Genomic DNA, 24,909 nt, shown 5'->3' on the forward strand with positions numbered 1-24,909 from the left:
ATAAAGCGATTAACTATTTAAAACCATTTCTGCCACATCTGCTCCGGTTTGGCTACCCACAGCCACACCCATTCCATTGCATCTAACGGCACAAAAAACATTTGGTAATGCTTCAGTTATTATAGGTTCTAGCTTTTTTCCAAAAGCCATAATTCCGCTCCACCTGCAATCAATTTCAAATTTGGTATCAGGCAAAATAACTTCGTTTAATAGTTGCTCTAAAACATCCTGAACTTTTTTTGTTAATCCCAATTCGGTAGTTTCCTCAGCCTTAAAATCTAAATTTCTACCACCTCCCAGCATAATTCTATCATTTATATTTCTGAAATAATAGTAGCCTTTGTCGTAATGAAAAGTACCTGCAATTTTTAAATTTTTAATGGGTTTGGTTATCAAAACCTGCCCTCTGCCTGGCGTAACATCTAAATCTGGAATTAATTTTTTCACAAAGGCATTTGTAGCTACAATAATTTTCTTCCCGCTAAAATTACCTTGTTTTGTTTTTACTAATTGAATGTAATTTTGAGCAATAATTTCATCGACTGCACAATTATTAAATATATTAATACCCAGATGTTGAGCATATTCAATCAAGGCCAACATCATTTTTCCGGTATCTATTTGCGCTTCATATTGATTTTCTATAATACTATCAATGCCATTAAAACCAAAACTTTTTATTTTGCTATTACTTACAGAGAAAGATTTAGAGCCAATAATTGGCTGTATTAAACTGTTGTAATGTTCAATTTTGACTACACATTCAGTAGACAAAATTTTATCTTCAGGTTTAAACAGTTCATAACCGCCCAATTGCTTGTAATCAATAATATCATCGCCTAAAAGGGTTCTTAACTTTAATAAACCTTTCCATCGTTTTTCTATTAATACAGCAAGCTGCTCTGTACCTGAAATACTTTCTTGTTCTATCAGTTCAGAAATGCTTCCAAAGCAAGCAAAACCTGCATTTTTTGTGCTCGCCCCTGAAGGTAAAAACCCACTTTCCAATACTGCAACTTTTAAAGTTGGTTCTGAAATTTTAAGATGAATTGCTGCATTTAAACCAACAATTCCGCTGCCAATCACAATTACATCAAAATCAAAAAATGAAGTTTTTTCCCAGTAAGAAAATTGGTTATTCATATTTAAAAATAGTACAAATATGTTGGTTTTTAATATGGGATCGCTTTTTGATATATCGGTAAATGAAAAACATACATACAAGAAAATGGGAATTTATTTAATTATAATCGTCCCGGTATTACTGCTTAGCATGTTTGTACAATGGCGTTTTAGGCATAAGTTTTCTAAATATGCTGAAATGCAACTAAGTTCAGGCTTATCGGGTAAGGAAGTGGCAGAGCGAATGCTGCATGATAATGGAATATTCGATGTGAAGGTGATGAGTACCGAAGGACAGCTTACAGATCATTACAATCCAACAGATAGAACGGTAAATTTAAGTACCGATGTTTATTATAGCCGAAGTGTTGCGGCAGCGGCAGTAGCCGCTCACGAATGTGGTCATGCTGTTCAACACGCAAAATCATACAGCTGGTTAAACTTACGCAGTACGATGGTTCCGGTGGTAAGCATCTCTTCAAATTTGTTGCAATGGGTATTGTTAATTGGCGTAATGTTATTGGTTTTTGCAGTAACACCAATTGTTTTGGCAATAGGTGTGGTAGGCTTGGCATTGGTTACTATATTTAGTATTGTAACCTTACCAGTAGAGTTCGATGCCAGTAACCGTGCTTTAGCTTGGCTAAAAAATAACCAGGGCGTAATGCAAACACAAGAAGAAAACACACAAGCTAAAGATGCGCTTTGGTGGGCAGCAATGACTTATGTAGTTGCAGCTATTGGTGCATTAGCAAATTTACTTTACTACGCCTCTATGCTTTTTGGACGAAGCAGGGATTAAAATATTTTCATTTACCTATGAAGATTACAAAGCGGTTCGGGATTAATTTTCCGGCCGCTTTTGTGTTTAGGAAGAATCCTTGTTTCTAATCTTCAAAATATTTATATAATTTGAAGCGCAAAATCCGTAATGCTTCGGTTATTCCAGACCCGCCAATACTGCAATCTTTTGGCTTGGAAACGCCGCCTGGTAACTTCCGAAGTCTAATGAACATTTTGAGGGGAAACTTCTTAAGTTTATAAAGCCAAAAGTATTTCCGTTTATGTCGGGGCTAGTTATCAAAAGTGGTAGTTCTTCTGCTTTAGGCTGAGCAAGAATTACCAACCCTGTCGTCATTTCGACTTTACGGAGAAATCTTTTAAAACTGTTTTAAAAGGTTTGACTATTGCTATTTAGATTCTCTAAAGGGCCGAAGATTTCTCGGCTGCGCTCGAAATGACGGGCGGGGGATGTGAACAACTATACCGTCATTTCGACCTTGTGGAGAAATCTTTTAAAGTTATTTAAGCATTAGTTTACCACTTAGATAAGCAAGCTTAGCCTTTGAAAAACATGCCTCTGTTCTCCAAACCCGATAGAGCTAAATAGCCCGGAGCGAGGCACGAAGCGAGGACTATAAGCGATAGCGGGACTTTCGGCCGCCAGAGCCACCTAACTTTGCTTTACAAAAAAATAAAAAACTAATTTAATCTGTAAGGAGCCACCAACTGAAATTCGGGAATTTCTACTTCGAATTCAGCATTATCAACCAACCTATTCATTAAATAAGTGCCTTGCATGCTGCCAATGTCAGTTTTTAAATTACAACCCGAAACATAAACGTGGCTTTCGCCAGGCTCGATAACTGGCTGTAAACCAACAACACCTTCGCCTTCAACTTCTCGTCGGCTGCTATTTGAATCGAAAATAAACCATTGGCGGCGCATCAGCTGAACAGGATAATCAGAAAGATTTGAAATTTCTATGCGGTAAGCGAACATAAAATGCTCATTAGCCGGATTGGAATATTCCGGTTGATAGATTGTTTCTACTGAAACTTGAACGCCATCTGTAATTGCTGTAACCATGATGATTGTAACGAATATAAGAAAAGCCTTTCAAAAATCAAGCCATTACACTTGCGCTGTTATAGTCGGCAAATTTTTCTGCCACTTCGTCTAAAATGCTGTGAATGTTCGCATAATCTGGCTCAGAAACCAACCTCATTCTGTAAGGTTTAAAATCTGGTAGGCCTTTAAAGTAATTTGCATAATGGCGGCGCATTTCGAAAATTCCGGTTTTTGGACCTTTCCATTCTATGGATTTATCTAAATGCGTGCGACAAACATTTATGCGCTCTTCAATAGTTGGTCCTGCCAAATGCTCACCGGTTTTAAAGAAATGTTTAACCTCGCGAAAAATCCATGGATAACCAATAGCCGCCCTACCAATCATAATCCCATCCACTTCATATTCCATTCGCCAGTTGGCTGCTTTCTCTGGGCTATCCACATCGCCATTTCCAAAAATTGGAATTTTAATGCGTGGGTTGCGCTTAATTTCTCTAATCAAAGTCCAATCGGCTTCGCCTTTGTAAAGCTGTGCCCTGGTTCTGCCATGAATAGTTAAAGCTTGGATGCCAACATCCTGAAGTCGCTCGGCAACTTCGTAAACATTTTTAGTATCATCATCCCAACCTAATCGGGTTTTTACAGTAACGGGTAAATGCGAAGCTTTAACTACAGCTTCGGTCATTTTAACCATTTTATCGATATCGCGAAGTAAACTAGAGCCAGCACCTTTACAAACTACGTTTTTTACGGGGCAGCCGTAATTAATATCAACCAAATCCGGATTGGCAGCAGAAGCAATTTCTGAAGCTTCACGCATGTGGTCGATATCGCCACCAAAAATCTGAATACCAATTGGGCGTTCGTATTCAAAAATATCTAGTTTTTGAAGGCTTTTCGCGGCATCACGTATCAATCCTTCAGAAGAAATAAACTCGGTGTACATTAAATCTGCGCCATTCTGTTTGCAAACAAAACGAAACGGCGGATCGCTTACATCCTCCATTGGCGCAAGCAATAATGGGAATTCACCTAAATCTATATTTCCTATCTTAACAGACATTTTCTATCTTCAACAATTAATAAAACACACAAAGGTACAAATAATGAATGTTGTAACACCTAACAAGGAAGAAATCAACCCTTTCCTGCAATTACTTTTACTTTTAGCTTACGCGATTATAGGTGGTATTGTATTTTCGATTATATCTGTAGCAGTCATCTTCGCAATGCATGGTATGGCTGTAATTAAAGATTTTGCACTTATTACTTCTGGTGACCCAAAATATACAGGTGCATTGAAAATTTTACAAATCGGCACGTCAATCGGCATGTTTATTTTACCGCCAATCGCCCTTGCGCTAACAAATGGAATAAAAACTACAGCATTTTATGGTTTCAAAAAACCAACATTTTTATTATTTGTGCTGGTTTTTGTGATTATGATTTTCTCTATGCCATTAATGGAATGGACAGCAATTTGGAATCAAAAAATGGCTTTGCCGCAAAGTTTAAAATGGTTAGAAGATTGGATGAAGGAAAGTGAAGAAGCTGCAATGAAAATGACGATTCAGCTTTTAACAGTCAGAAATAATTGGGATTTTGTAGTAAACTTAGTGATGATTGCTGTTTTGCCTGCCATTGGCGAAGAATTAATGTTTCGAGGTGGCGTTCAGCGTTCAATAAATAAAATGTTTGGTAACCATCACGCAGCAATATGGATTTCGGCCATTATTTTTAGTGCGATACACATGCAGTTTTATGGTTTTGTACCGAGAATGCTTTTGGGTGCTGGTTTTGGCTATTTGTACTATTACAGCGGTAGCATTTGGTATGCGATGTTGGCGCATTTTTTAAATAATGCTTATGCGGTTTGTGTATCATTATACCTGCAGAAAAATAATATTCCATTAAATAAGGCCGATGAACCATTGGGTTTTCCGTGGTATGGCTATTTAATTAGTGCAATAATTACCATAGCTTTGTTTAAATTTTTTAAAGATACCGCACAACGTGATCGAAAACTGGGTTAAAGTATATACAACCGGCGATGCATTTGCAGCCGAAGTATTAAAACAGGGATTAATCGAAGAAGATATTCCTGCTGTTGTTATAAACAAACAGCTATCGGCTTATAATATTGGAGAAATTAATGTTTTGGTAAATAAGGCCGATTTCGATAAAGCCATTGAATATATCGTAAAAAACGAAATTGAATAATGTTTGCAAATCGTTCATTATCCATCTAACATTTTCCATCATCCGTTATGAAAACGAGAGCAATAACAGCCTTTTTCTTCACCATCGTAATGCTTGGTTCCGTATTTTTAGGTTCTTATGTTTTTACAGTTTTCTACCTTATTTTAAGCGTACTTTCTTTGTTCGAGTTTTATAAACTCATCAAAAATTCTGGCATTCGTCCACATAGAAATATTGGTTTAGTGGCAAGTGCACTCATATTTTTAATGGCAGCGGGCTTACACTATTTAAACTACGATGTTAAATATCTTTTGCTTTGCATACCGCTAATATTTTCGGTTTTCATTACAGAACTCTATAAAAAGAGCAAAATTCCGTTTGCCAATATCTCGTACACTTTTGTGGGTTTTGTTTACGTAACCATTCCATTCTGTTTTTTCCACGCTTTAGGTTTTCTTCGCGATTGGAATACATTCGATTTTCACCTCCCGATTGCCTTTCTTTTAATGCTTTGGGCAAACGATACCGGTGCGTATATGTTCGGTGTTAAATATGGAAAGCGAAAATTATTTGAGCGCCATTCGCCTAAAAAAAGCTGGGAAGGTTTTTTCGGTGGCATGTTTACCAGCGCATTGGTTGCCTACGGTTTATCATTTCTGTTTACAGAAAATACACCAGTTGTTTGGGTTGGAATGGCAATTTTAATCGCCAGTTTTGGTACACTTGGCGATTTAGTAGAATCGATGTTAAAACGTAGTTTGGACACCAAAGATAGCGGTGGTTTGCTGCCAGGTCATGGCGGCTTGCTCGATCGGTTTGACGGTTTGCTCCTTGCCGCTCCTGTTGTTTATGCTTATTTATACCTCATTTTGTATTAAAATTAGAATAAATTAAGCGCTGATATTTTGCGTTTATATGAAGCAGTGTATCTACGTTCTACTATAATCCGCCCTAAAAAATTTTTGGGGCTGCAATGACAAGGCCCAAGAAGAATCTTTAATACAAAAATTTTAAGCCGGCACTTTTGTTTCTTTTGGTGACAAAAGAAAAAAGCCCGTCTGGCTAAGATAAATAAACTTCATTTGATTCAAAATATTATTTAAAAAGCTTCTGAAGTACAATAAACTTACATAAGTCCGGCTTTTTACTACAATCTTTTTTGCGAAAGGGCATTGCTTTATTAAGGACAAGAACAACAAAAAAGGATTGTCGCTTCAATCCGGTTTATTTAATGCAACTCTGTGCTACTATTCAATTGCTACTAGCCGAAACCACATAATAATCCCTACTAACTTTGAAGCCTGCATTGCTTTGAATCTGTTCGTTTTTTAATTCTGATTTTACGATTTTAAAACCTGATATTTCTAAAACTGTCAAAACTTTTTGCTCATCATATAAATTGAAACCAAACTTGGTAAAAGGCAGAGTTTCCATAAAGGTTTTATCAGCAAAGGCTATAATAAATGAACCTTTTGGTTTTAAAACGCGTTTAATTTCTGCTAAATATTGGGTAGGATTTTGCCAGAAATATATCGTATTAACCGTAAATATCTTATCGAAAAATTCATCTTCAAAGGGTAAAACTTCTCCATTAGTTAAAAAGAATGAAGCTCGGGTTTCTGCAATAAATTCAGCATTTAATTTTTCCGCTTCAATAATAATAGTTTTAGAAATATCGGCACCGAAATAAGTAACATAATTAGCTTTGTTTAAAAGCGCTGCAACATGAGCGGCATTACCATGTCCAAGTTCTAAAACAATATCTTTCGGTTTTAAATCTAAGGCTTCAATTGCGGTAGTCGTCATCCCGATGTTGCTAATGTTCATCATTTCTCCGGTTTTAATACCGTATTCACCATCCGGGCAACTTAACTGGCGGGCAATTTCCTTTAAATGTTCTTCAGGTATTTGATTTTCCATAATGCAATTTACGCAGTTAAAGGAGGCAAACCTTATATCTTTCTTAAAGAATTTTATAATATTATTCTACTTAATTACCTGAACAGGCTTCTTGTTTTCATCAATGGCAACAAAGGTGAAGTCGCCATGTACGGCTAATTCTCTGCCTTCCGCATACATTTGCTCAATGTAAATTTCTACATTAACCTTTAAACTGGTATTACCAACTTTAGTAACCTGACCAATTAATTCGATAATTGTTCCGGCAGGGATAGATTTTTTAAAATCAATCCTATCGTTGCTAACCGTTACCATAATTTGTCTGCTGAAACGGGTCGCCGTAATAAACGCAACCTCATCCATCAGGTGCATAGCTGTACCGCCAAATAAAGTGTCGTAATGATTTGTTGTGTTCGGGAAAACGGCTTTAAATATACTGGTTTTAGATGTTTGTATTCTTTCTTCTAGGGTCATGATTGAGGTTTAAAATATTACCACGGAAATACAGATTTACAAGGAATCTATTTATCAAGCATTTTCTTTTTTAATGTCTTCCGCGTTTTCTTTACTTCCGCGGCAAATGTATTAATTATTAAAAATGTTCTTAAACTAAAATACATTTCGGTTGATGGAAAATATAAAGTTAAGAACTTACATCAGCAACAAACAAATGCTGTAACAACGGAGAAAGGAAGCCGTAAATTAAGTAACAAATTTACAGCAGAGAATTTAAAGCGGCTTTTCTGATTATATTTGATTCCAACCAACCAAACTTTCCTTGATTATGATTAAAAACTACTTTAAAAAGCTGTGCTTTGCTTTTTTAATATTGAGTAGCGCTTTCGCTGTTGCTCAAGAAGTGCCAAGTCCAAAAAGCCATTTTGGATTTGATATCGGAGATGATTATCAGCTGGCAAACTATACACAAACTGAAGCTTATTTTAAAAAACTTGCCGAAACTTCTAAAAGAGTTAAGCTAGTTGATATTGGAAAAACCGAAGAAGGCAGAAGTCAGTATATGCTGGTTGTAAGTTCTCCAGAAAATTTAAAAAAACTAGATAGATTTAAAGAAATTTCGCAGCAACTGGCGCATGCCGAAATTACAAAAGAACAAGCTAAAGCGCTTGCACAAGAAGGTAAAGCAGTGGTTTGGATAGATGGTGGCTTACACGCAACCGAGGTTGTCGGCGCACACCAACTTATTCAAACAGCTTATGAGTTTGCATCAAAAACAGATGCTGAAACTATGAGGATTTTGGACGATGTAATTATCCTTTTCACACACGCCAATCCCGATGGGCAGGAATTGGTTAGTGACTGGTATATGCGTGAAAAAGACCCGAAGAAAAGAACAACCTCTGGTTTGCCACGATTGTATGAAAAATACGCCGGACATGATAACAACCGCGATTTCTTTATGCTAAACTTAAAGGAAACGCAAAATATGGGTCGCCAGCTTTTTGTAGAATGGTTACCTCAAATTATGTATAATCACCACCAGGCAGGTCCTGCCGGTACCGTAGTTGCCGGGCCTCCATACCGCGATCCATTTAACTATGTTTTTGATGCTACAATTTTAACGAGTTTAGACGCAGTTGGCGCAGCAATGCACAACAGAATGAATGTTGAAGGTAAGCCTGGTTACACACAAAGAGGTGGCTCAGTATTTTCAACATGGTACAATGGCGGTTTGCGCACCACAACCTATTTTCATAATATGATTGGCTTGTTGACGGAAATTGTCGGCAGCCCAACCCCTTCTGAAATTCCTTTGGTTCCATCAAGGTTATTGCCTAACGGCGATTCGCCAAATCCAATAACACCAAGAAAATGGTTCTTCAAAAACTCAATTGATTATTCCGTTTCGTTAAATTATGCGGTTTTAGGTTATGCACAACGTTACCACGATGAATTGCTTTTTAACATTTATCAAATGGGCAGAAATTCTATCGAAAGAGGAAATAAAGATAATTGGTCTTTCTCGCCTAAAAAAATTGATGCAATAAATGCTGCGGCAAAAGCACAAACAGCTGTTGTTGGTGAATTTGGAAGAAGAACAATTAGCACAAAGGCTTTTGATACCGTAATGACAGCTCCTGCAAATCGTGACCCAAGAGGTTATATTTTATCGGCAGATCAGCCTGATTTTAACTCTGCAATTAAATTCTTAAATGCTTTGATTAGAACCGGAATTTTAGTGCAGAAAGCAACTTCATCATTTACAGTAGCAGGTAAAAAATATCATGCCGGAAGTTACATTGTTAAAACCGATCAGGCTTTCCGTCCGCATGTTTTAGATATGTTTGAACCGCAAGATCACCCCAACGATTTTAAATACGAAGGTAGTGCACCAACAGCACCATACGATGCTGCTGGCTGGACTTTAGCTTATATGATGGATGTTAAATTTGATAGATTTCAGGAAGATTTTACAGGGCCATTTGAAAGAATTCCATTCGGACAATTATTAAAGCCTGAAAATAAGATTCCTTCGGGCTCAAATTATGTGTTAAGTGCAACGCAGAATGATTCTTATGTTGCAGTAAATGATCTTTTAAAAGCAAAGGCTGATGTTTATCGTTCGCCTGAGAATGGTGATTTTTATGTATCAGCATCTGCGAATGCAAAAAACATTCTTGAGAAAGCAAATATTAAATTGAAATCGGCCAATGCGCCAAGCAATAAACAAAAAATTAATGCTGGAAGAATCGCGATTTGGGATACTTACGGAGGTTCTATGGCTTCTGGTTGGGTACGTTGGATGATGGAGCAATACCATTACAATGCTACAATAATTTATCCGCAAGATATTGATGCCGGGAATTTAAAATCGAAATACGATGTGATTTTATTTGTTGGAGGAGCAATACCAGCGTTGCCAACAGCAGGTTCAACAGGTCGTGGTGGCGGCGGTTTTGGCGCACAAACGGCTCAAAATGTTCCTGAAGAATATAAAAAACAAACAGGCAGAATCACTCCTGAAAAATCAATTCCTCAAATTAAAAAATTTATTGAGGATGGTGGAAATGTAGTTACGATTGGTTCTAGCACAAATCTTGCTTATCATTTAGATTTACCGATTCGGAATGCGATGATGGAAATTGTTAACGGTGTAGAAAAAAGACTTCCTGACGAAAAATACTACGTTCCTGGTAGCGTGCTAAATGTCGAGGTTGATAATTCGCAACCTGCAAACTGGGGAATGGAAAAAGAAGCTGATGTTTATTTTGATAATAGCCCGGTTTTTAAATTAACTGGCGATGCCATTGCAAATGGTAAAATAAAACCTTTAATGTGGTTTAATTCTGCAACGCCATTGCGTAGCGGTTGGGCATGGGGACAAGCCTATCTACAAGATGGTGTTACTGCTTTTGAAGCCAAAATTGGCAAAGGGAAATTATTGGCTTTTGGTCCGGAGATTGCTTTTAGAGCACAAACGCACGGCACATTTAAGTTGATATTTAATCAGCTTTATAAATAAACCAAAAAAAGTCCCGATTCTTATCGGGACTTTTTTCTAATCACTATTTAGCGTAAGGAAAATTTCTTGAAACTTTTCTCATCATATGCTCAACTAAGTCATCTGTTGATGATGTAATGCTATCATTCATTGTTTTAAAGAACCTCCAAAGCAAGTCGCCAGATGCTCCACTATTAAGGGTAAGCGTAAGTGTTCCTGTTCCTGTTTTTCCACCAAAACCTCCAAATAAAACTGCTGAAGCAATTGCTCCTGCTTCGCTTTTGGTTTGTTCTGTCTCAAAACTACCACCAATAACAGCATCGACGCCTAATATCTTTGCAATTTCATCTTTAGTCGATTCATCCAATTTATCAGCAATTCCAGCCTTCTTTAACAAAATATTTGTTTTATCGACATCTTGAAACTCTACTGTGTAGTCATTCGCCTTTCTTAAAAGAAAAGTATACATACTCGATTGAATTGACTTAGACATTGTTTTTTCTTGATCGCGGTTTGCTTCTGCATTGAAGTTCTTAGGCATTTTCTTGTAAGAAATTTTGGTTGCAAAAGGTAAAATCGCTACAACTTTGTGTGTTGCCTTTTCGGCTTTAAGTTTTGGGCTTTCAAAAACTTGTTTAGAGCCTTCGAATTGGGCATTTGCTGCATACGCAGTTGTTACTACTAAGAGTGTTAATAGAAATTTTTTCATCATTAAAATTTGTTTGTTTTCCCAAACATATAAAATTTTATAGATTTTTTTAATGTAAATAAAAACAGTTTGATTTTACTTTTGGCTTACTTTGCTTAAGAAGCAATCGCCTAATTTTACATTATGAAAGTAGAAATCTGGTCGGATATAATGTGTCCGTTTTGCTATATCGGTAAACGTCATTTTGAAAGGGCGATTGATAAGTTACCATTCAAAAATGAAATAGAAGTGGAGTGGAAAAGTTATCAGCTTAACCCTGAGTACCACAATGAAAATAATGAAACCATTTACGATTATTTGTCACGAAGTAAGGGAATGCCGATAGAGCAAGCGAAACAAATGACTAAACAGGTTTCCGACATGGCTTCGAATGCTGGTTTAAACATGAATTTTGATACCAATGTGCCTGCGAATACTTTCAATTCACATCGTTTAATTCATTTGGCCGCAAAACATGGTTTACAAGATTTGGCAGAAGAAAAGCTTTTTGAAGCGCATTTTGTTAGAAGCCTGAATCTTGGTGATGATTTAATTTTAATTCAGCTTGCTGAAGAAATTGGCTTAGATAAATCAGAAGCTGAAGAAGTTTTAAGCGGAAATGAATTTGCTGAAGCTGTTCGATATGATGTTTACGAAAGTCAGAATTTAGGCATTCGTGGCGTTCCTTATTTTGTAATGGATAGAAAATATGGTGTTTCTGGTGCACAACCAGTTGAGGCATTTGAAGATGCTTTGAAACAAAGTTTCACAGAGTGGAAATCAGCGCAGCCTAAAACACAAATCACATCATTAAATAAAAATGACGATGCAGTTTGTGATGAAAATGGTTGCGAGATATAGATAATTTTCCCGCAGATTACGCTAATCAACGTAGGTATATAAAGTTCCGTCATTGCGAGGCACGAAGCAATCTCTTAGGCGAAAAAGATTGCTTCGTGCCTCGCAATGACGATTTTTTTAAGGATTTGGTTTCGACTAGCTTTGAGCCCTTATAGGCCTAAATTTAAAACCTAATGTTTCCCACTCTTCAATGGCGTTAATAAATATTCCAAACCATTAACCCTAATCTCGAACATTGTTGCCATTAAATCTCCAAGTTTTCCCTTTGGGAAACCTTTATCTTTATACCAAAGCAAATAACTTTCGGGGATATTGCAAATTAAATAGCCTTTGTATTTTCCATAAGGCATTTGCATTTTAACTAATTCGAGCAACAATTCAGGGTTCATCTTAATCAATTAGTTCTAACACCTGAATTGCTTCTTCAACATTGTTAATATTGTCAAAAGCAATACGCAATGTGTTTTTAACCTCTTTTAAATTACACATTCGTGGATGATTTTGAGCAAAACCTAAAATTTTGCTAAACGTTTCCGTATCAAAATATTTCGATTGTTTATCATTTAAAAAGTAACCACGCAAAGTGTTTTTCTTAAAACTGATTTTTTCGAAACCTAGTTTTTTACCTAGCCACTGTAGTTTTACTACGCTCAACATCGTTTTAACTTGAGGCGGCACAGGACCAAATCTATCGGCCAAATGCTTTTCAAATATGGCTAAATCCGTTTCGTTTTCCAGTTTAGATAATTCGGTGTAGAGATTATATCGCTCCGTAATATTAGTGATGTAAGCATCCGGAATGTAAAGCTCCAAATCGGTATCAACCTGTGTAAAACCTACAAACGGACGAGCAGGCTCATTTTCGAACAATCCTTTAAACTCCGCTTCTTTTAATTCCTGAATGGCTTCATCTAAAATTTTATGATACATTTCGAAGCCAATTTCGGCGATGAAACCACTTTGCTCTGCACCTAATAAATTTCCGCTACCGCGGATATCTAAATCTCTCATGGCAACATTAAAACCACTGCCCAAATCTGAAAATTCTTCAATGGCACTCAAGCGTTTCCTGGCCTCAGAGGTTAACGTTGAAAGTGGTGGCGATAAAAGATAACAGAAAGCCTTTTTGTTACTTCGGCCTACGCGACCACGCATCTGATGTAAATCGCTTAAACCAAACATATGTGCGTGATTGATGATGATTGTATTGGCGTTCGGAATATCCAAACCAGCTTCAATAATGGTTGTAGCAACCAAAACATCTTTTTCTCCGTTGATGAAATCGAGCATCACATCTTCAAGTGCATCACCATCTAATTGCCCATGGGCGATACCGATTCTGGCCTTTGGCACAAGCTTTTTAATTAATCCGCCAAGTTGTGGCAAATCATTTACCCGGTTATGGATAAAGAAAACCTGTCCGCCTCTATCCAATTCAAACTGTACCGCTTCTTGAATTAATTTATCGTTAAAAACATGTAATTCGGTACTAACTGGCTGCCTGTTTGGTGGTGGTGTACTAATTATCGATAAATCTCTTGCGCCCATTAAAGAAAAGTGCAAGGTTCTTGGAATTGGCGTTGCTGTTAGGGTTAAAGTATCAACATTTACACGTAAAGCTTTCAACTTTTCTTTTGCGGTTACACCAAATTTTTGCTCTTCATCAATAATCATGATGCCGAGGTCTTTAAACTTCACATCTTTGCTTAGCAAGCGATGTGTACCAATCAAAATATCAACCTTACCATCTGCTGCTTCGGCAAGCGTATCTTTAATCTGTTTGTTTGTTTTAAAGCGATTTATATAATCTACCGTAACCGGAAAATCTTTTAAACGCGAAGAAAAAGTTTTAAAATGCTGTAAAGCTAAAATAGTTGTTGGAACCAAAATTGCGGCTTGTTTACCTTCTGCCACGGCCTTAAAAGCAGCACGAACAGCAATTTCTGTTTTACCAAAACCAACATCACCACAAACCAACCTATCCATTGGGTGTGGCGATTCCATGTCTTTCTTTACATCTTGAGTAGCCTTCAGTTGGTCGGGCGTATCCTCATAAATAAACGAAGCCTCTAACTCAGTTTGTAGATATCCATCGGGAGAAAAAGCCGTGCCAGCCTGCGTTTTGCGAATGGCATAAAGCTTAATCAAATCCCGGGCAATGTCTTTAACTTTTTTTTTAGTAGTTTTTTTTAATTTGTCCCAGGCATCGGTACCTAACTTATTCATTTTTGGAACACCACTTTCCTTGCCGCTATACTTCGCGATGCGATTTAGTGAGTTAATGTTTACGTAAAGCAAATCGTTGTCTGCATAAATCAAACGAATCATTTCCTGCACTTTGCCATTAACTTCAACTTTCTCTAAACCTGCATATTTACCAATTCCGTGATCAATGTGGGTAACGTAATCGCCAGATTTGAGCTCCCTCAAATCTTTTAAGGTAATGGCTTGACTTTTCTGATAACCTTTTTTAAGCTTGTATTTATAGTAACGGTCAAAAATCTGGTGGTCGGTGTAGAAAGCGGTTTGAATTTGCGCATCAACAAAACCCTCACGCAACATGCTGTTTATTGGCGTAAACTTGGCGCTTTTATCAATGTCGTCTAAAATGGCATATAAACGCTCAATTTGTTTAGGCGAATCAGTAAAAATAAAGTTAACAATTCCAGCTTTTTCGTTTTCTTTTAAATTGTGAATCAGTAGGTTAAAATCTTTATTAAAAGAAGGTTGCGGACGAGTTTCAAAATCAAAACGATTATCAGTTTGATAAAAAAATTGTTTACCAAATTCAATTATCGGGAAATCCTGAAGGTGATCGCCAAGTAGTTTTTCGTCGGTAAAAGCAAATTTCGGGTCAATCCACTCTGGGTTTTGGGCCTTATCATTTGCCGATAAAGCTTTCCAAAGTTCAACAGCTTTTTTAAAGCCTGCTTTTACAATATCAAGCGTAAATTCTATATCCTTAAACCAAAGTTGGGTATCGGCATCAATGTAATCTAAAATGCTAATATTACTTTCAGTTAAAAACTTAGCCTGCACATTTGGCACAATGGTAAGCGATTTTGTATCGGTAACCGAAAGCTGACTTTCAATATCAAAACTGCGGATGCTTTCCACTTCATCGCCAAAAAACTCAATACGGAAAGGTAAATCCGAAGAAAAAGAAAAAATATCTACAATACCACCACGGATGGAAAACTGCCCCGGTTCGTAAACAAAATCACGACGGTCGAAATCATAATCAATTAAAAATTCATTAATAAAATCGATGCCGAGTTTAGCGCCAACGGCAATTTCTAAAGTGTTTTTTTCTAACGCAGAACGATCGATAACTTTCTCTGCAATCGCTTCAGGATAAGAAACCACTATTTTTCCATATTCTGAATCATGGTTAAGCTCATTTAAAACTTCGGCACGAGCCAAAACATTTGCAGTATCAACTTGGGTAAAATCAAAAGATTTACGGTAAGAAGATGGAAACAATAAAACCTGTTTATCCAGCACGCTTTCTAAATCCGACTGAAAATAAGCCGCCTCTTCCCTATCGGGAAAAACAAATAATAAAGGTTTGTGTAGCAGAAAGTAAGAAGAAAGTGCCACAACGGCATCGGCAGAGCCTACCAATCCTCTTAATTGAATTTTTGGGTTCTTTGCTGCATTTAAAGCTTTTGTAAAGGCAGTAACCCTATCGTCGGTTTTGTATCGGTTTATTAAATCGCGGATGTTCACTAATACAAATTTAAGGTTTATTTATCAATTGGTGTTTTTATAATACAATTAACCATGAACCAGCATTAAGGTTTTTTACATACTTTTGATTTTTAAAACAAATCATCTCAAATCCATGAACTCGAACTCTTCGAATCAAAAAAGTCATTTGTCGTGAATTATTGGCAATTGGTCGAAATAAGGCAAAATCCTGTAACAATATATTTCTAAAGGCCTCTAAACCATATAAATTGATAAATAATGAAATACTTTAAAAGCTTTCCGATAGAATTATTTTTCTGGATTACAGCTTTAGTATTATTGGCAACATCCAATGCTCATGAACATCATTTTACACTTTGCCCACTGGCAAATTTAGGTTTTGAAAGTTGGTGCCCCGGTTGCGGATTAGGCCGATCGATAAGCCATATTTTCCACGGAGAATTTAGCGAAAGTTTTAAACAACATTGGTTTGGTTTTCCGGCGCTGGCAATTATTGGTTACAGAATAATAGTTTTAATTAACAACATAACACAAAACAAGCACACAATATCAAAAATATAGCATTATGGATATTTATCAATCACCTCTAATGTCGTTACCAGGTATAACGCCAGAAGAATTTTCATACTTACAACAAGCAACTACAGGTTTAACCGAGCAACAATTGCGCAACTTTCTGATGGTTTACAGCAGCAAGAGAAAAAACCCATCAGATATGCTAATTTTCTGTATCATCGGTTTATTGGTGGTTCCCGGGTTACAACGTTTCATCATTGGTCAAATCGGAATGGGGTTACTTTACTTATTTACCATTGGCTTGTGTTTTATCGGTTCAATAGTAGATATTATTAATCACAAACAACTTGCGTTTGAGCATAACCAAAAAATGGCTTTCGAAAGCTTACAAATGGTTAGAATGGGTGGTTTTCAATAATCAAATATTAAAGCTCAACTAATTTATTGATTAGAAAAGCAACAACAGAACCTTTTTTATTGTTCGTCCCGCTATACATTTCAAGTCCGCACCCGATGAAGAATCGGGTTTGCGGGCTTTTCATTTCTATCGGGTTTAGGTTGCAAGGATTGTTTAAGAATTAAAAGACGATGGTTCGAAATGTCGTCATCTCGATTGAAGCGCAGCGGAACAGAGAGATCTTTGAACATTATGATTCCATTATAAAAGATTTAGCTTCGCTGAGCACTTCGCGGTTCTCGGCTTCGCTCGAAATGACGGCGAATAAATTTCCTCTCAAAAAAGCAGGGTGTCTAAATTTATTTCCTCCTAAACAAAAACCTCAAATTTTCTATCTTTATACCATGAGATTATCAGAAATTACCAATTACCTCGAAAGCATTGCACCGTTAAATTACCAGGAAGATTATGACAATTCTGGTTTAATTGTTGGCGATCCAAATATGGAAATTCGTGCAGCTTTAGTAGCCCTTGATTGTGTAGAGAAAATTGTTGATGAAGCAATTTCAACTGGTTGTAATCTTATCATCACCCATCATCCAATTGTTTTCAAAGGCTTAAAAAAATTCAACGGGAAAAACTATGTAGAACGAGTTGTGTTAAAAGCCATTAAAAATAATGTTGCTTTATATGCAATACATACCAATTTGGATAGTGTGCACACGGGTGTAAATGCCCGAATATGCGAAAGATTGGGTTTAACAGGAATAAAAGTTTTGGCACCAAAATCCGGAATTTTAAAGAAATTGGTAACATTCTGTCCGCAGGCGCAAGCAGAACAACTGCGCCAGGCGCTATTTTATGCAGGAGCAGGTAATATTGGTAATTATAGTGAAACCAGCTTCAATACCAACGGAACAGGAACTTTTAAAGGAAACGAATCTGCAGATCCTTATGTTGGCGAGAAAGGAGTACAGCATCATGAAGCTGAAGTGCGGATAGAAACTATTTATCCGATACAGGCGCAAAGAAAAATTTTGGTCGCACTTTTCGAAAACCATCCTTATGAGGAAGTAGCTTACGATATTTATAACCTTGAAAACAAACATCAACAAGTCGGTTCGGGTATGTTGGGCTGGTTGGAATATGATATGGAAACCTATGACTTCCTCCATATGGTTAAAGATAAAATGAATGCCAAAGTTGTTCGCCATACATCGGTTTTACCTAAAAGGATTAAAAAAGTTGCGGTTTGTGGTGGTTCTGGCAGTTTTCTTTTAAAAGAAGCTATTGCTGCAGGAGCCGATGCATTTATTACTGCCGATTTTAAATATCATGAGTTTTTTGATGCAGAAGAAAAAATCATCATTGCAGACATCGGACACTTTGAAACTGAACAATTTACATCAAATTTATTGGTTGAAATTATTCAGAAAAAATTTACTAACTTTGCAATCCGTTTAACGGAGCAAAATACAAACCCCATAAATTACTTGTTTTAATGGAACAAACCGTAGAACAAAAGCTAAAAGCTTTATACGAATTACAAAATATCCACACAAAAATCGATAAAATCCGTCAGGTTAGAGGTGAGCTTCCAATGGAAGTTGCCGACTTAGAGGACGATGTGTTAGGATTAGAAACCAGAATCCAGAAAATTAAGGCAGAACTTGATGATCTTGAAGATTCTATCGTTACCCGTAAAAACACAATTAAAGATGCGCAAGCAGCTATTAAAAGATACGATTCTCAATTAAAAGAAGTTAAAAACAACCGTGAATACGATGCTTTAACTAAAGAAATTGAAATACAAGGATTAGATATTCAGGTTTCTGAAAAGAAAATTAAAGAACACGGTTTCGAAATTACCTCAAAAACTGAAATTTATCAGGCAGCATTGACTGACTTAGAAGGTAGAAAGAAAGATTTGGAAACTAAGAAAAGCGAATTGGACGTAATTACTGGTGAAACTGAGAAAGAAGAGCAAGCTTTACAGGCTAAAGCTGATAAATCGGAGCCAAATATCGAAGATCGTTTATTAGTTGCTTACAAACGTTTACGCAAAAATGCTGTAAATGGTTTAGCTGTTGTAACTATCGATCGCGATTCTTGTTCAGGATGTTTTAACCAGATTCCACCTCAACGTCAATTAGATATTCGTCAACGTAAAAAAATTATCGTTTGCGAGCATTGCGGACGTATTTTGGTTGATGAGGCTTTAACTCAAGAAGTTGCGGAAGCTTAATCCGAAATAGAAATTTTAAAAAGCCTCGAAATTTTCGAGGCTTTTTTGTTTTTAACGCAAAAACCAATGTAATTGTAGTTATATTTAATTTCGGGAACAATATTTGCTCATAAGCATTAAAATTTACACCCGAATATTATAGCATGACTAAAAGCTTACGATTACTTTTTCTAATCGCTCTCTTAACTCCTTTTTCTGCGTTTTCAAATTTTGATTTTAATGCCAATTGCCTTAATGCTTACAAAAGTATTTTTGAGTTAAAACTTGGTAATGCCAGAGCATACATCTCAACAGAAAAAAAACTTAGACCAAATAATTCGATTATTCCTCTATTGGAAAATTATGTAGATTATTTCGTTCTGATAACATCAGATAGCAAGGCTGATTTCGATAGATTAAAGAGTAACAAATCTGCCCGCTTAGATAAAATTAGTGATGATGATAAAAACTCTCCGTATTATCTTTACGCCCAGGCAGAAATAAATCTTCAGTGGGCTTTAGCAAGAGGTCGTTTTGGAGAGTATTTCAACGCTGCATTAGAAATACGCAGGGCAAATAATTTGCTGCAAGAAAACGCAAAGAAGTTTCCAAACTTTGTGCTTAATACAAAAGGATTGGGCTTAATTAACGCAGTTATGGGCAATTTACCTGATGGCGCTTTAAAAAGTACACTTGCAACATTCGGCATAAAAGGGAATTTACAAAATGGTTTAAATATGTTGGATAGGCTATCTGAAAGCTTGCCAAAAACATCTTACGAGCCATTTTACGAAGAGTTGGTTTTTTATTATTCCTATGTTTTAAGTGATGTTGCGCATAGCCCGTCTGCGTATGCAAAAACCATGAAGTTTACAGAGCGTATTGCCGATTCTAGCTTATTAAAAAGCTATTTACAAGGCTACATTTGCATTAAAACTGGCCACAACGAAGAAGCAATTTCAATTTTGGCAAAACGCCCAGAGGGACCTATTTATCAGCCATTCCCTTATCTGGAATATTTGGAAGGCGTAGCGCACTTAAATAAATTAGACTTGAATGCGGCAAATTATTTGAATAAGTTTTTACAAACGAACAAAGGCGTTAATTACATTAAAGATTCAAATCTTAGATTAGGATGGATAGCACTCTTAAAAGGCGACAGAAGTGGTTATTCATCATATGCAAAGAAAGTTATTGATGGTGGCTACAGCTATTATGATAAGGATAAACAGGCTCAAAGTGAGGCAACGGCTCCAGCTCCACCAGTTGATTTATTAAAAGCCAGGCTACTTTTTGATGGTGGGTATTTTACCAAAGCACTTCAACAGCTTGATGACAAAGAGATTGGAAATTATTCATCTGAAAAGGATAAAACAGAGTTTACTTATCGAATGGGGCGTATTAATGATGATTTAGGTAAAGATGATGCCGCAATTAATTATTATCAATCTACGATAAATCAGGGCAGAAATTTAAAATATTTCTTTGCGGCCAATGCAGCCCTGCAAATGGGTAAGGTTTACGAGAAAAAGGGAAATAAGATAAAAGCGAAAGAGGCTTTCAATACAGCTATCGGCATGAGAAATCATGAGTACGAAAACAGTATTGAAAGCCAGGCAAAAGCCGGGTTAAAACGGCTTAATTAAAATCTATAAACAAAAGCATTGATGTGCATTCCTGCGCCGACAGAAGCAAATACAGCTATATCACCTTTTTTTACTTTATAGCCCTTTACTTGCTCTTTAAGCACTAAATCTAATAAGGTTGGAACAGTTGCAACGCTGCTGTTCCCTAACCATGAAATAGTCATTGGAACAAGGTTCTCAGGTACAGTATCTAAGCCATAAAGTTTAAATAGACGTTTCATTATCGCGGTGTCCATTTTACCATTAGCTTGATGTACAAACACAATGTTTACATCTTCAACACTTAAACCGGCTTTATCAATGGCCTTTTTAATAACCTGAGGCACTTGAACCACTGCAAATTCGTAGAGTTTGCGTCCATTCATTTTAAGATAAAAGTTGCCACTTGTTTCTTCTGGGTGAGAACCTTTGCCCATGGTTAACAAATTGCCGTAGTTTACGGCGTGTGTTTCTGTTTTATGAGCAAGTATGCCTTGTTTAGCATCTGTTTGAGCCTCAAATATTACTGCGCCTGCACCGTCAGAGAAAATCATGCTGTCTCTATCATGTGGGTCGATAATTCTGGATAGTGTTTCGGCACCGATAACCAAAACCCGTTTTGCATCGCCGCTTTTTATAAAATAATCGGCTTGTATTGCACCTTGAACCCAACCTGGGCAGCCAAAAATAATATCATAAGCTACACAATCCGGGTTAAGAATGCCCAATTGTTGTTTTACCTTTGATGCTAACGATGGCAAAACATCAATACGATTACTATTTAATGGAATATCTCCAAAATTATGACAGAAGATGATGTAGTCTAACGTTTCTTTATCAATGCCGGCGTTTTCGATTGCCTTTTCAGCTGCTTTTGCACCAATTTGATTGCTTAATTGATCCGGACAAGCATAGCGTCGTTCAACAATTTCTGTAATCTCAGAGAATTTATGAATGATTTCAGAATTTTCCTTTTCTAAGCGATTACCGTTCTCAAAAAAGACAGAATTTAGAAACTCATTTCCAGAAATTATATTCTCAGGAATATAACTCCCGGTTCCGGTTATTACCGTATTTATTGTTGTGCTCATAATTATAATACCACATACTAAAACGGTATGTAGTATAAAACTATGGTTAATAAATTATAAATGAAAATTTTTTAACTAAAATCATCAATTAAAAAAACAAAAAGCTCTTTTGGGCCGTGTGCACCTAAAACCAACGTTTTTTCAATATCAGCGGTTCTGCTTGGGCCTGTGATATTGCTAATCATTGATGGGATTTGGTTTCCATATTTGTTCTTAAGCATTTGAAAAGCATCTTTCAAATCTAAAACAAGTTGACTGGTTTTAGCAATGACAATATGATGGTGAGGAAAAATACTTAATCTTCTACCGGCTGCGCCTTGATTACTCACCATGACGCTTCCATTTCTGGCAATTAAAGATTCGCACAAAGTGATACCTACTTCTGCTTGGTCGAAATCTTTGTCGGTTTGGTAAAATGGAAATTCATACTTCGAAAGGAAAACCTGCAATTCTGGTTCCCAACAATAAATTTTGCGCCATTTGTACTGGTCAGCGAGTTGAAGCATATTTTCAAAAAAATCAATCCCATCCTCGCAAAAGATAAAATTTCCAGCAACGGCGCTGAGTTGTTCTGCAAATAAAACCTCCAATTCATCCGTGTTTTTTTTGTACAGAGGTGATTCTTCCAAATTTGGATAAGGATTTTCACGCTTTTCTAAAAGCGCTTTTCTTATCTTTTTTAGCATTTGCTCCTTCGCCGTAGTATTGTCTTTCATCAACCTAAAAAAATAAAACCTTGGATGTAGAAATCCAAGGTTTCAAACTTATGCATAAATGTTATTTTTTAAAAGGATTTATTTTTCCGTTAAGCCTCAATAGGAGGAATATTATTTGTTCCGGAACCATGCGGAGTTTCTACTGCATTCTCAGAAACAAAAAGGCGTTTTCCAAAAATGGTTTCTAAATCATCCTTAAACAATACTTCTTTCTCAATTAAAATATCAGCCAGTTGAATTAATTTATCTTTATTTTCTTCCAATAAGTTAATCGCTCTTTGATATTGCCCCTCAATTAAAGCAGAAATTTCTTTATCAATAAGTAAGGCAGTTTCTTCCGAATAAGGTTTGTTGAAATTATATTCGTTTTGACCTGAAGAATCGTAATAAGTAATATTTCCAAGCTTATCATTCAAGCCATAAATGGTAATCATTGCTCTGGCTTGTTTGTTTACTTTTTCTAAATCGCTCAGGGCACCTGTAGAAATCGTATCAAAAATTACTTTCTCAGCTGCACGGCCACCCATCGTAGCGCACATTTCATCAAGCATTTGGTGCGGACGAACGATTAAACGTTCTTCAGGCAAATACCAGGCTGCACCTAAGCTTTGTCCGCGAGGTACAATTGTAACTTTGATAAGTGGTGCAGCATGTTCTAACATCCAACTAACAGTTGCGTGGCCAGCTTCATGAATCGCAATTGCTCTTTTCTCTGAAGGTGTTACAATTTTGTTTTTCTTTTCTAAACCACCAACAATTCTGTCCACGGCATCTAAAAAGTCTTGCTTATCTACCGCAGATTTATTTTTTCTTGCAGCAATTAAAGCCGCTTCGTTACAAACATTCGCGATATCTGCTCCTGAGAAACCAGGTGTTTGTTTCGCTAAAAATTCGGTATCTAAACCTTCTGCCATTTTAATTGGTTTAAGGTGAACTTCGAAAATTTCTTTACGCTCTCTAACATCTGGTAAGTCAACATAAATTTGTCTGTCAAAACGACCAGCTCTTAATAAAGCTTTATCTAAAACGTCAGCACGGTTTGTAGCCGCCAAAATTATAACGTGTGTGTTGGTGCCAAAACCATCCATCTCAACTAAAAGTTGATTTAATGTATTCTCACGTTCATCATTTCCACCCATTACACCATTTTTACCACGAGCACGACCAATCGCATCAATCTCATCGATAAAAATAATACAAGGTGATTTATCTTTTGCTTGCTTAAATAAATCTCTAACACGAGAAGCACCAACCCCAACAAACATTTCTACGAAATCAGAACCTGAAAGCGAGAAAAATGGAACTTGAGCTTCACCGGCAACCGCTTTTGCTAATAAAGTTTTACCTGTACCTGGAGAACCGACAAGCAAAGCGCCCTTAGGAATTTTACCACCTAAAACGGTATATTTTTGAGGATTTTTTAAGAACTCTACAATTTCCTGAATCTCTTCTTTTGCACCTTCAAGTCCGGCAACATCTTTAAATGTTACTTTTAAATCATTTTTTTCATCAAACAATGTTGCTTTTGATTTTCCAATGCTGAAAATCTGACCACCGCCACCAGCACCACCGCCCATTCTGCGCATCATAAATATCCAAAAACCGATTAATAATAATACCGGAAGAATAATACTCAAAAACCAGCTCGCTAATGGATTGCTACGAGTATCTTTTTCTGCAGGAATTTGTTGATCAGCTGGAAGGTTTTTCTGTGTTTCTGCAAGTTTTTTATCTAATGCATCAAAACTTCCTTCATTAAAATAAAAAGTTGGTCCGGTTGCTGAACCGAATGAGTTTTTTGATTTAAAATCTTTATAAAGAGGCTTCTTTTCTAAACTATCTTTTTTGATGAAGACTTCAACTTTAACTAAATCTTCCGATTTATAGGCAACAATGCGTTGAACATCGCCTTTTAAAAGCATTTTAGAAGCAAAATCGTTGTAATCAATTTTCTTAGTCGTATCGCCAGTGAAGAAATACTGTGCGGCTACAATTGCAATAATTATAGCTGCGTAAACCCAAAAAATATTAAATTTTGGTCCTTTTTGGGGTTTCTTAGGAATGTTTGGTAATTTCTTTCCCGGTTTGTTTTCGTTTGTATTTTGATTATCGTTCATTTCTGTTTTTCAAAATTTTGAATGGTTAAGCGCTTTGGTAATTTGTGCTTTCAGCATCGCCCCATAATTCTTCAATGCCATAAAAGTGGCGCTTCTCGGTTTTAAAAATGTGCACAACCACATCAAAATAATCTAATATTATCCAATCTGCCGATTCGAAACCTTCTTTATGTCTAGGATCTGCCTGAGTGGCTTTATATATCTCCTTTTCTACACTATCCGCAATAGCTTTTACCTGCGTACCAGAATTGGCGCTGCAAATAATAAAAAAATCGGCAACAGAGCTGTGGATATTACGAAGGTCTAACCGCACTATATCTTCCCCCTTTTTTTCCTGAATACCATGAACGGCTAACTCAGAAAGGTATGTAGAAAGGTTTACAATTTTCTTTTTTACCATTAAAATGCTTTAATTTTGGAATTAAAATACTA

General features: G+C 36.5%; 23 protein-coding genes. 11 read left to right on the plus strand and 12 right to left on the minus strand.

Features of this window, described 5'->3' with window-relative positions; genetic code table 11:
- Positions 1 to 9: 9 nt before the first annotated feature.
- On the minus strand, positions 10 to 1,143 hold the full coding sequence (locus R2Q16_RS05490; RefSeq protein WP_316735625.1) for an FAD-binding oxidoreductase: 1,134 nt from the start codon (positions 1,141 to 1,143) through the stop codon (positions 10 to 12).
- Between the two features lie 85 nt (positions 1,144 to 1,228).
- On the opposite strand from R2Q16_RS05490, the gene R2Q16_RS05495 reads away from it, so the two are divergent.
- Positions 1,229 to 1,924, plus strand: a complete 696-nt coding sequence (locus R2Q16_RS05495; RefSeq protein WP_316735780.1) for a zinc metallopeptidase — start codon at positions 1,229 to 1,231, stop codon at positions 1,922 to 1,924.
- A 680-nt stretch (positions 1,925 to 2,604) separates the two neighbouring features.
- Here R2Q16_RS05495 and apaG read toward each other — a convergent pair.
- Both apaG and dusB read right to left on the minus strand, forming a co-directional pair.
- Positions 2,605 to 2,991: a Co2+/Mg2+ efflux protein ApaG gene (apaG, locus tag R2Q16_RS05500; RefSeq protein ID WP_316735626.1), complete on the minus strand. Its 387-nt coding sequence runs from the start codon at positions 2,989 to 2,991 to the stop codon at positions 2,605 to 2,607.
- A 37-nt stretch (positions 2,992 to 3,028) separates the two neighbouring features.
- A complete protein-coding gene (dusB, locus tag R2Q16_RS05505; RefSeq protein WP_316735627.1) occupies positions 3,029 to 4,036 on the minus strand; it encodes a tRNA dihydrouridine synthase DusB in 1,008 nt (335 codons plus the stop codon).
- Between the two features lie 43 nt (positions 4,037 to 4,079).
- On the opposite strand from dusB, the gene R2Q16_RS05510 reads away from it, so the two are divergent.
- From R2Q16_RS05510 to R2Q16_RS05520, 3 genes are read left to right on the plus strand one after another with little or no spacing between them, the layout of a single operon-like run.
- Positions 4,080 to 5,006, plus strand: coding sequence for a type II CAAX endopeptidase family protein (locus R2Q16_RS05510; RefSeq protein WP_316735628.1), 927 nt, complete (start codon positions 4,080 to 4,082; stop codon positions 5,004 to 5,006).
- Positions 4,987 to 5,193: a putative signal transducing protein gene (locus tag R2Q16_RS05515; RefSeq protein ID WP_316735630.1), complete on the plus strand. Its 207-nt coding sequence runs from the start codon at positions 4,987 to 4,989 to the stop codon at positions 5,191 to 5,193. Before R2Q16_RS05510 ends, R2Q16_RS05515 begins: the two co-directional genes overlap by 20 nt.
- Before the next feature lie 47 nt (positions 5,194 to 5,240).
- Entirely contained in the window at positions 5,241 to 6,050 is an 810-nt protein-coding gene (locus R2Q16_RS05520) for a phosphatidate cytidylyltransferase (RefSeq protein ID WP_316735631.1), read from the plus strand.
- 373 nt (positions 6,051 to 6,423) lie between these two features.
- Here the strand turns inward: R2Q16_RS05520 and R2Q16_RS05525 are convergent, their stop codons facing one another.
- Both R2Q16_RS05525 and R2Q16_RS05530 read right to left on the minus strand, forming a co-directional pair.
- On the minus strand, positions 6,424 to 7,092 hold the full coding sequence (locus R2Q16_RS05525; RefSeq protein ID WP_316735632.1) for a class I SAM-dependent methyltransferase: 669 nt from the start codon (positions 7,090 to 7,092) through the stop codon (positions 6,424 to 6,426).
- A gap of 66 nt (positions 7,093 to 7,158) precedes the next feature.
- The gene (locus R2Q16_RS05530) at positions 7,159 to 7,545 is read right to left on the minus strand and encodes an acyl-CoA thioesterase (protein WP_316735634.1); all 387 of its coding nucleotides are present in this window, start codon (positions 7,543 to 7,545) and stop codon (positions 7,159 to 7,161) included.
- A 310-nt stretch (positions 7,546 to 7,855) separates the two neighbouring features.
- Here R2Q16_RS05530 and R2Q16_RS05535 point away from each other — a divergent pair, with 310 nt between their 5' ends.
- On the plus strand, positions 7,856 to 10,552 hold the full coding sequence (locus R2Q16_RS05535) for a M14 family metallopeptidase (protein ID WP_316735635.1): 2,697 nt from the start codon (positions 7,856 to 7,858) through the stop codon (positions 10,550 to 10,552).
- Positions 10,553 to 10,595: 43 nt separating this feature from the next.
- Here R2Q16_RS05535 and R2Q16_RS05540 read toward each other — a convergent pair whose 3' ends face one another.
- A complete protein-coding gene (locus tag R2Q16_RS05540; protein ID WP_316735636.1) occupies positions 10,596 to 11,243 on the minus strand; it encodes a hypothetical protein in 648 nt (215 codons plus the stop codon).
- 120 nt (positions 11,244 to 11,363) lie between these two features.
- On the opposite strand from R2Q16_RS05540, the gene R2Q16_RS05545 reads away from it, so the two are divergent.
- The gene (locus R2Q16_RS05545) at positions 11,364 to 12,080 is read left to right on the plus strand and encodes a DsbA family oxidoreductase (RefSeq protein ID WP_316735637.1); all 717 of its coding nucleotides are present in this window, start codon (positions 11,364 to 11,366) and stop codon (positions 12,078 to 12,080) included.
- A 170-nt stretch (positions 12,081 to 12,250) separates the two neighbouring features.
- Here R2Q16_RS05545 and R2Q16_RS05550 read toward each other — a convergent pair whose 3' ends face one another.
- On the minus strand, positions 12,251 to 12,469 hold the full coding sequence (locus R2Q16_RS05550; protein ID WP_316735638.1) for a DUF3820 family protein: 219 nt from the start codon (positions 12,467 to 12,469) through the stop codon (positions 12,251 to 12,253).
- Between the two features lies 1 nt (position 12,470).
- Positions 12,471 to 15,809, minus strand: a complete 3,339-nt coding sequence (gene mfd / locus R2Q16_RS05555; protein WP_316735639.1) for a transcription-repair coupling factor — start codon at positions 15,807 to 15,809, stop codon at positions 12,471 to 12,473.
- 240 nt (positions 15,810 to 16,049) lie between these two features.
- Here mfd and R2Q16_RS05560 point away from each other — a divergent pair, with 240 nt between their 5' ends.
- The 5 genes from R2Q16_RS05560 to R2Q16_RS05580 all read left to right on the plus strand — a co-directional run bounded on the left by R2Q16_RS05560 (position 16,050) and on the right by R2Q16_RS05580 (position 20,574).
- Positions 16,050 to 16,352 carry a DUF2752 domain-containing protein gene (locus R2Q16_RS05560; protein ID WP_316735640.1) on the plus strand — a complete coding sequence of 101 codons (303 nt, stop codon included), beginning with the start codon at positions 16,050 to 16,052 and terminating at the stop codon, positions 16,350 to 16,352.
- Between the two features lie 4 nt (positions 16,353 to 16,356).
- Complete coding sequence (locus R2Q16_RS05565) at positions 16,357 to 16,725, plus strand: NINE protein (RefSeq protein ID WP_290240845.1); 369 nt, start codon at positions 16,357 to 16,359, stop codon at positions 16,723 to 16,725.
- Between the two features lie 383 nt (positions 16,726 to 17,108).
- On the plus strand, positions 17,109 to 18,206 hold the full coding sequence (locus R2Q16_RS05570; protein ID WP_316735643.1) for a Nif3-like dinuclear metal center hexameric protein: 1,098 nt from the start codon (positions 17,109 to 17,111) through the stop codon (positions 18,204 to 18,206).
- Complete coding sequence (locus R2Q16_RS05575; RefSeq protein WP_316735644.1) at positions 18,206 to 18,949, plus strand: zinc ribbon domain-containing protein; 744 nt, start codon at positions 18,206 to 18,208, stop codon at positions 18,947 to 18,949. Before R2Q16_RS05570 ends, R2Q16_RS05575 begins: the two co-directional genes overlap by 1 nt.
- 143 nt (positions 18,950 to 19,092) lie before the next feature.
- On the plus strand, positions 19,093 to 20,574 hold the full coding sequence (locus tag R2Q16_RS05580; RefSeq protein WP_316735645.1) for a tetratricopeptide repeat protein: 1,482 nt from the start codon (positions 19,093 to 19,095) through the stop codon (positions 20,572 to 20,574).
- Here the strand turns inward: R2Q16_RS05580 and R2Q16_RS05585 are convergent.
- The 4 genes from R2Q16_RS05585 to rsfS form a co-directional block, all read right to left on the minus strand.
- Positions 20,571 to 21,644, minus strand: a complete 1,074-nt coding sequence (locus R2Q16_RS05585; protein WP_316735646.1) for a ketoacyl-ACP synthase III — start codon at positions 21,642 to 21,644, stop codon at positions 20,571 to 20,573. The two genes, R2Q16_RS05580 and R2Q16_RS05585, sit on opposite strands and share 4 nt — an antisense overlap.
- A gap of 71 nt (positions 21,645 to 21,715) precedes the next feature.
- Positions 21,716 to 22,360 carry a lactate utilization protein C gene (locus tag R2Q16_RS05590; protein ID WP_316735647.1) on the minus strand — a complete coding sequence of 215 codons (645 nt, stop codon included), beginning with the start codon at positions 22,358 to 22,360 and terminating at the stop codon, positions 21,716 to 21,718.
- Positions 22,361 to 22,449: 89 nt separating this feature from the next.
- Complete coding sequence (gene ftsH / locus R2Q16_RS05595) at positions 22,450 to 24,477, minus strand: ATP-dependent zinc metalloprotease FtsH (protein WP_316735648.1); 2,028 nt, start codon at positions 24,475 to 24,477, stop codon at positions 22,450 to 22,452.
- 25 nt (positions 24,478 to 24,502) lie between these two features.
- The gene (gene rsfS, locus R2Q16_RS05600) at positions 24,503 to 24,877 is read right to left on the minus strand and encodes a ribosome silencing factor (RefSeq protein WP_316735649.1); all 375 of its coding nucleotides are present in this window, start codon (positions 24,875 to 24,877) and stop codon (positions 24,503 to 24,505) included.
- Positions 24,878 to 24,909 lie beyond the last annotated feature (32 nt).

This window comes from Pedobacter aquatilis (genome assembly GCF_032678425.1).
GTDB classification, from domain to species: domain Bacteria; phylum Bacteroidota; class Bacteroidia; order Sphingobacteriales; family Sphingobacteriaceae; genus Pedobacter; species Pedobacter aquatilis_B.

What these genes read in the sequence shown, in the direction of transcription:
- R2Q16_RS05490 (WP_316735625.1), bottom strand. Translation starts at nt 1,143, where the DNA reads ATGAATAACCAATTTTCTTACTGGGAAAAAACTTCATTTTTTGATTTT.
- R2Q16_RS05495 (WP_316735780.1), top strand. Translation starts at nt 1,229, where the DNA reads ATGGGAATTTATTTAATTATAATCGTCCCGGTATTACTGCTTAGCATG.
- apaG (WP_316735626.1), bottom strand. Translation starts at nt 2,991, where the DNA reads ATGGTTACAGCAATTACAGATGGCGTTCAAGTTTCAGTAGAAACAATC.
- dusB (WP_316735627.1), bottom strand. Translation starts at nt 4,036, where the DNA reads ATGTCTGTTAAGATAGGAAATATAGATTTAGGTGAATTCCCATTATTG.
- R2Q16_RS05510 (WP_316735628.1), top strand. Translation starts at nt 4,080, where the DNA reads ATGAATGTTGTAACACCTAACAAGGAAGAAATCAACCCTTTCCTGCAA.
- R2Q16_RS05520 (WP_316735631.1), top strand. Translation starts at nt 5,241, where the DNA reads ATGAAAACGAGAGCAATAACAGCCTTTTTCTTCACCATCGTAATGCTT.
- R2Q16_RS05525 (WP_316735632.1), bottom strand. Translation starts at nt 7,092, where the DNA reads ATGGAAAATCAAATACCTGAAGAACATTTAAAGGAAATTGCCCGCCAG.
- R2Q16_RS05530 (WP_316735634.1), bottom strand. Translation starts at nt 7,545, where the DNA reads ATGACCCTAGAAGAAAGAATACAAACATCTAAAACCAGTATATTTAAA.
- R2Q16_RS05535 (WP_316735635.1), top strand. Translation starts at nt 7,856, where the DNA reads ATGATTAAAAACTACTTTAAAAAGCTGTGCTTTGCTTTTTTAATATTG.
- R2Q16_RS05540 (WP_316735636.1), bottom strand. Translation starts at nt 11,243, where the DNA reads ATGATGAAAAAATTTCTATTAACACTCTTAGTAGTAACAACTGCGTAT.
- R2Q16_RS05545 (WP_316735637.1), top strand. Translation starts at nt 11,364, where the DNA reads ATGAAAGTAGAAATCTGGTCGGATATAATGTGTCCGTTTTGCTATATC.
- R2Q16_RS05550 (WP_316735638.1), bottom strand. Translation starts at nt 12,469, where the DNA reads ATGAACCCTGAATTGTTGCTCGAATTAGTTAAAATGCAAATGCCTTAT.
- R2Q16_RS05560 (WP_316735640.1), top strand. Translation starts at nt 16,050, where the DNA reads ATGAAATACTTTAAAAGCTTTCCGATAGAATTATTTTTCTGGATTACA.
- R2Q16_RS05565 (WP_290240845.1), top strand. Translation starts at nt 16,357, where the DNA reads ATGGATATTTATCAATCACCTCTAATGTCGTTACCAGGTATAACGCCA.
- R2Q16_RS05570 (WP_316735643.1), top strand. Translation starts at nt 17,109, where the DNA reads ATGAGATTATCAGAAATTACCAATTACCTCGAAAGCATTGCACCGTTA.
- R2Q16_RS05575 (WP_316735644.1), top strand. Translation starts at nt 18,206, where the DNA reads ATGGAACAAACCGTAGAACAAAAGCTAAAAGCTTTATACGAATTACAA.
- R2Q16_RS05580 (WP_316735645.1), top strand. Translation starts at nt 19,093, where the DNA reads ATGACTAAAAGCTTACGATTACTTTTTCTAATCGCTCTCTTAACTCCT.
- R2Q16_RS05585 (WP_316735646.1), bottom strand. Translation starts at nt 21,644, where the DNA reads ATGAGCACAACAATAAATACGGTAATAACCGGAACCGGGAGTTATATT.
- R2Q16_RS05590 (WP_316735647.1), bottom strand. Translation starts at nt 22,360, where the DNA reads ATGAAAGACAATACTACGGCGAAGGAGCAAATGCTAAAAAAGATAAGA.
- ftsH (WP_316735648.1), bottom strand. Translation starts at nt 24,477, where the DNA reads ATGAACGATAATCAAAATACAAACGAAAACAAACCGGGAAAGAAATTA.
- rsfS (WP_316735649.1), bottom strand. Translation starts at nt 24,877, where the DNA reads ATGGTAAAAAAGAAAATTGTAAACCTTTCTACATACCTTTCTGAGTTA.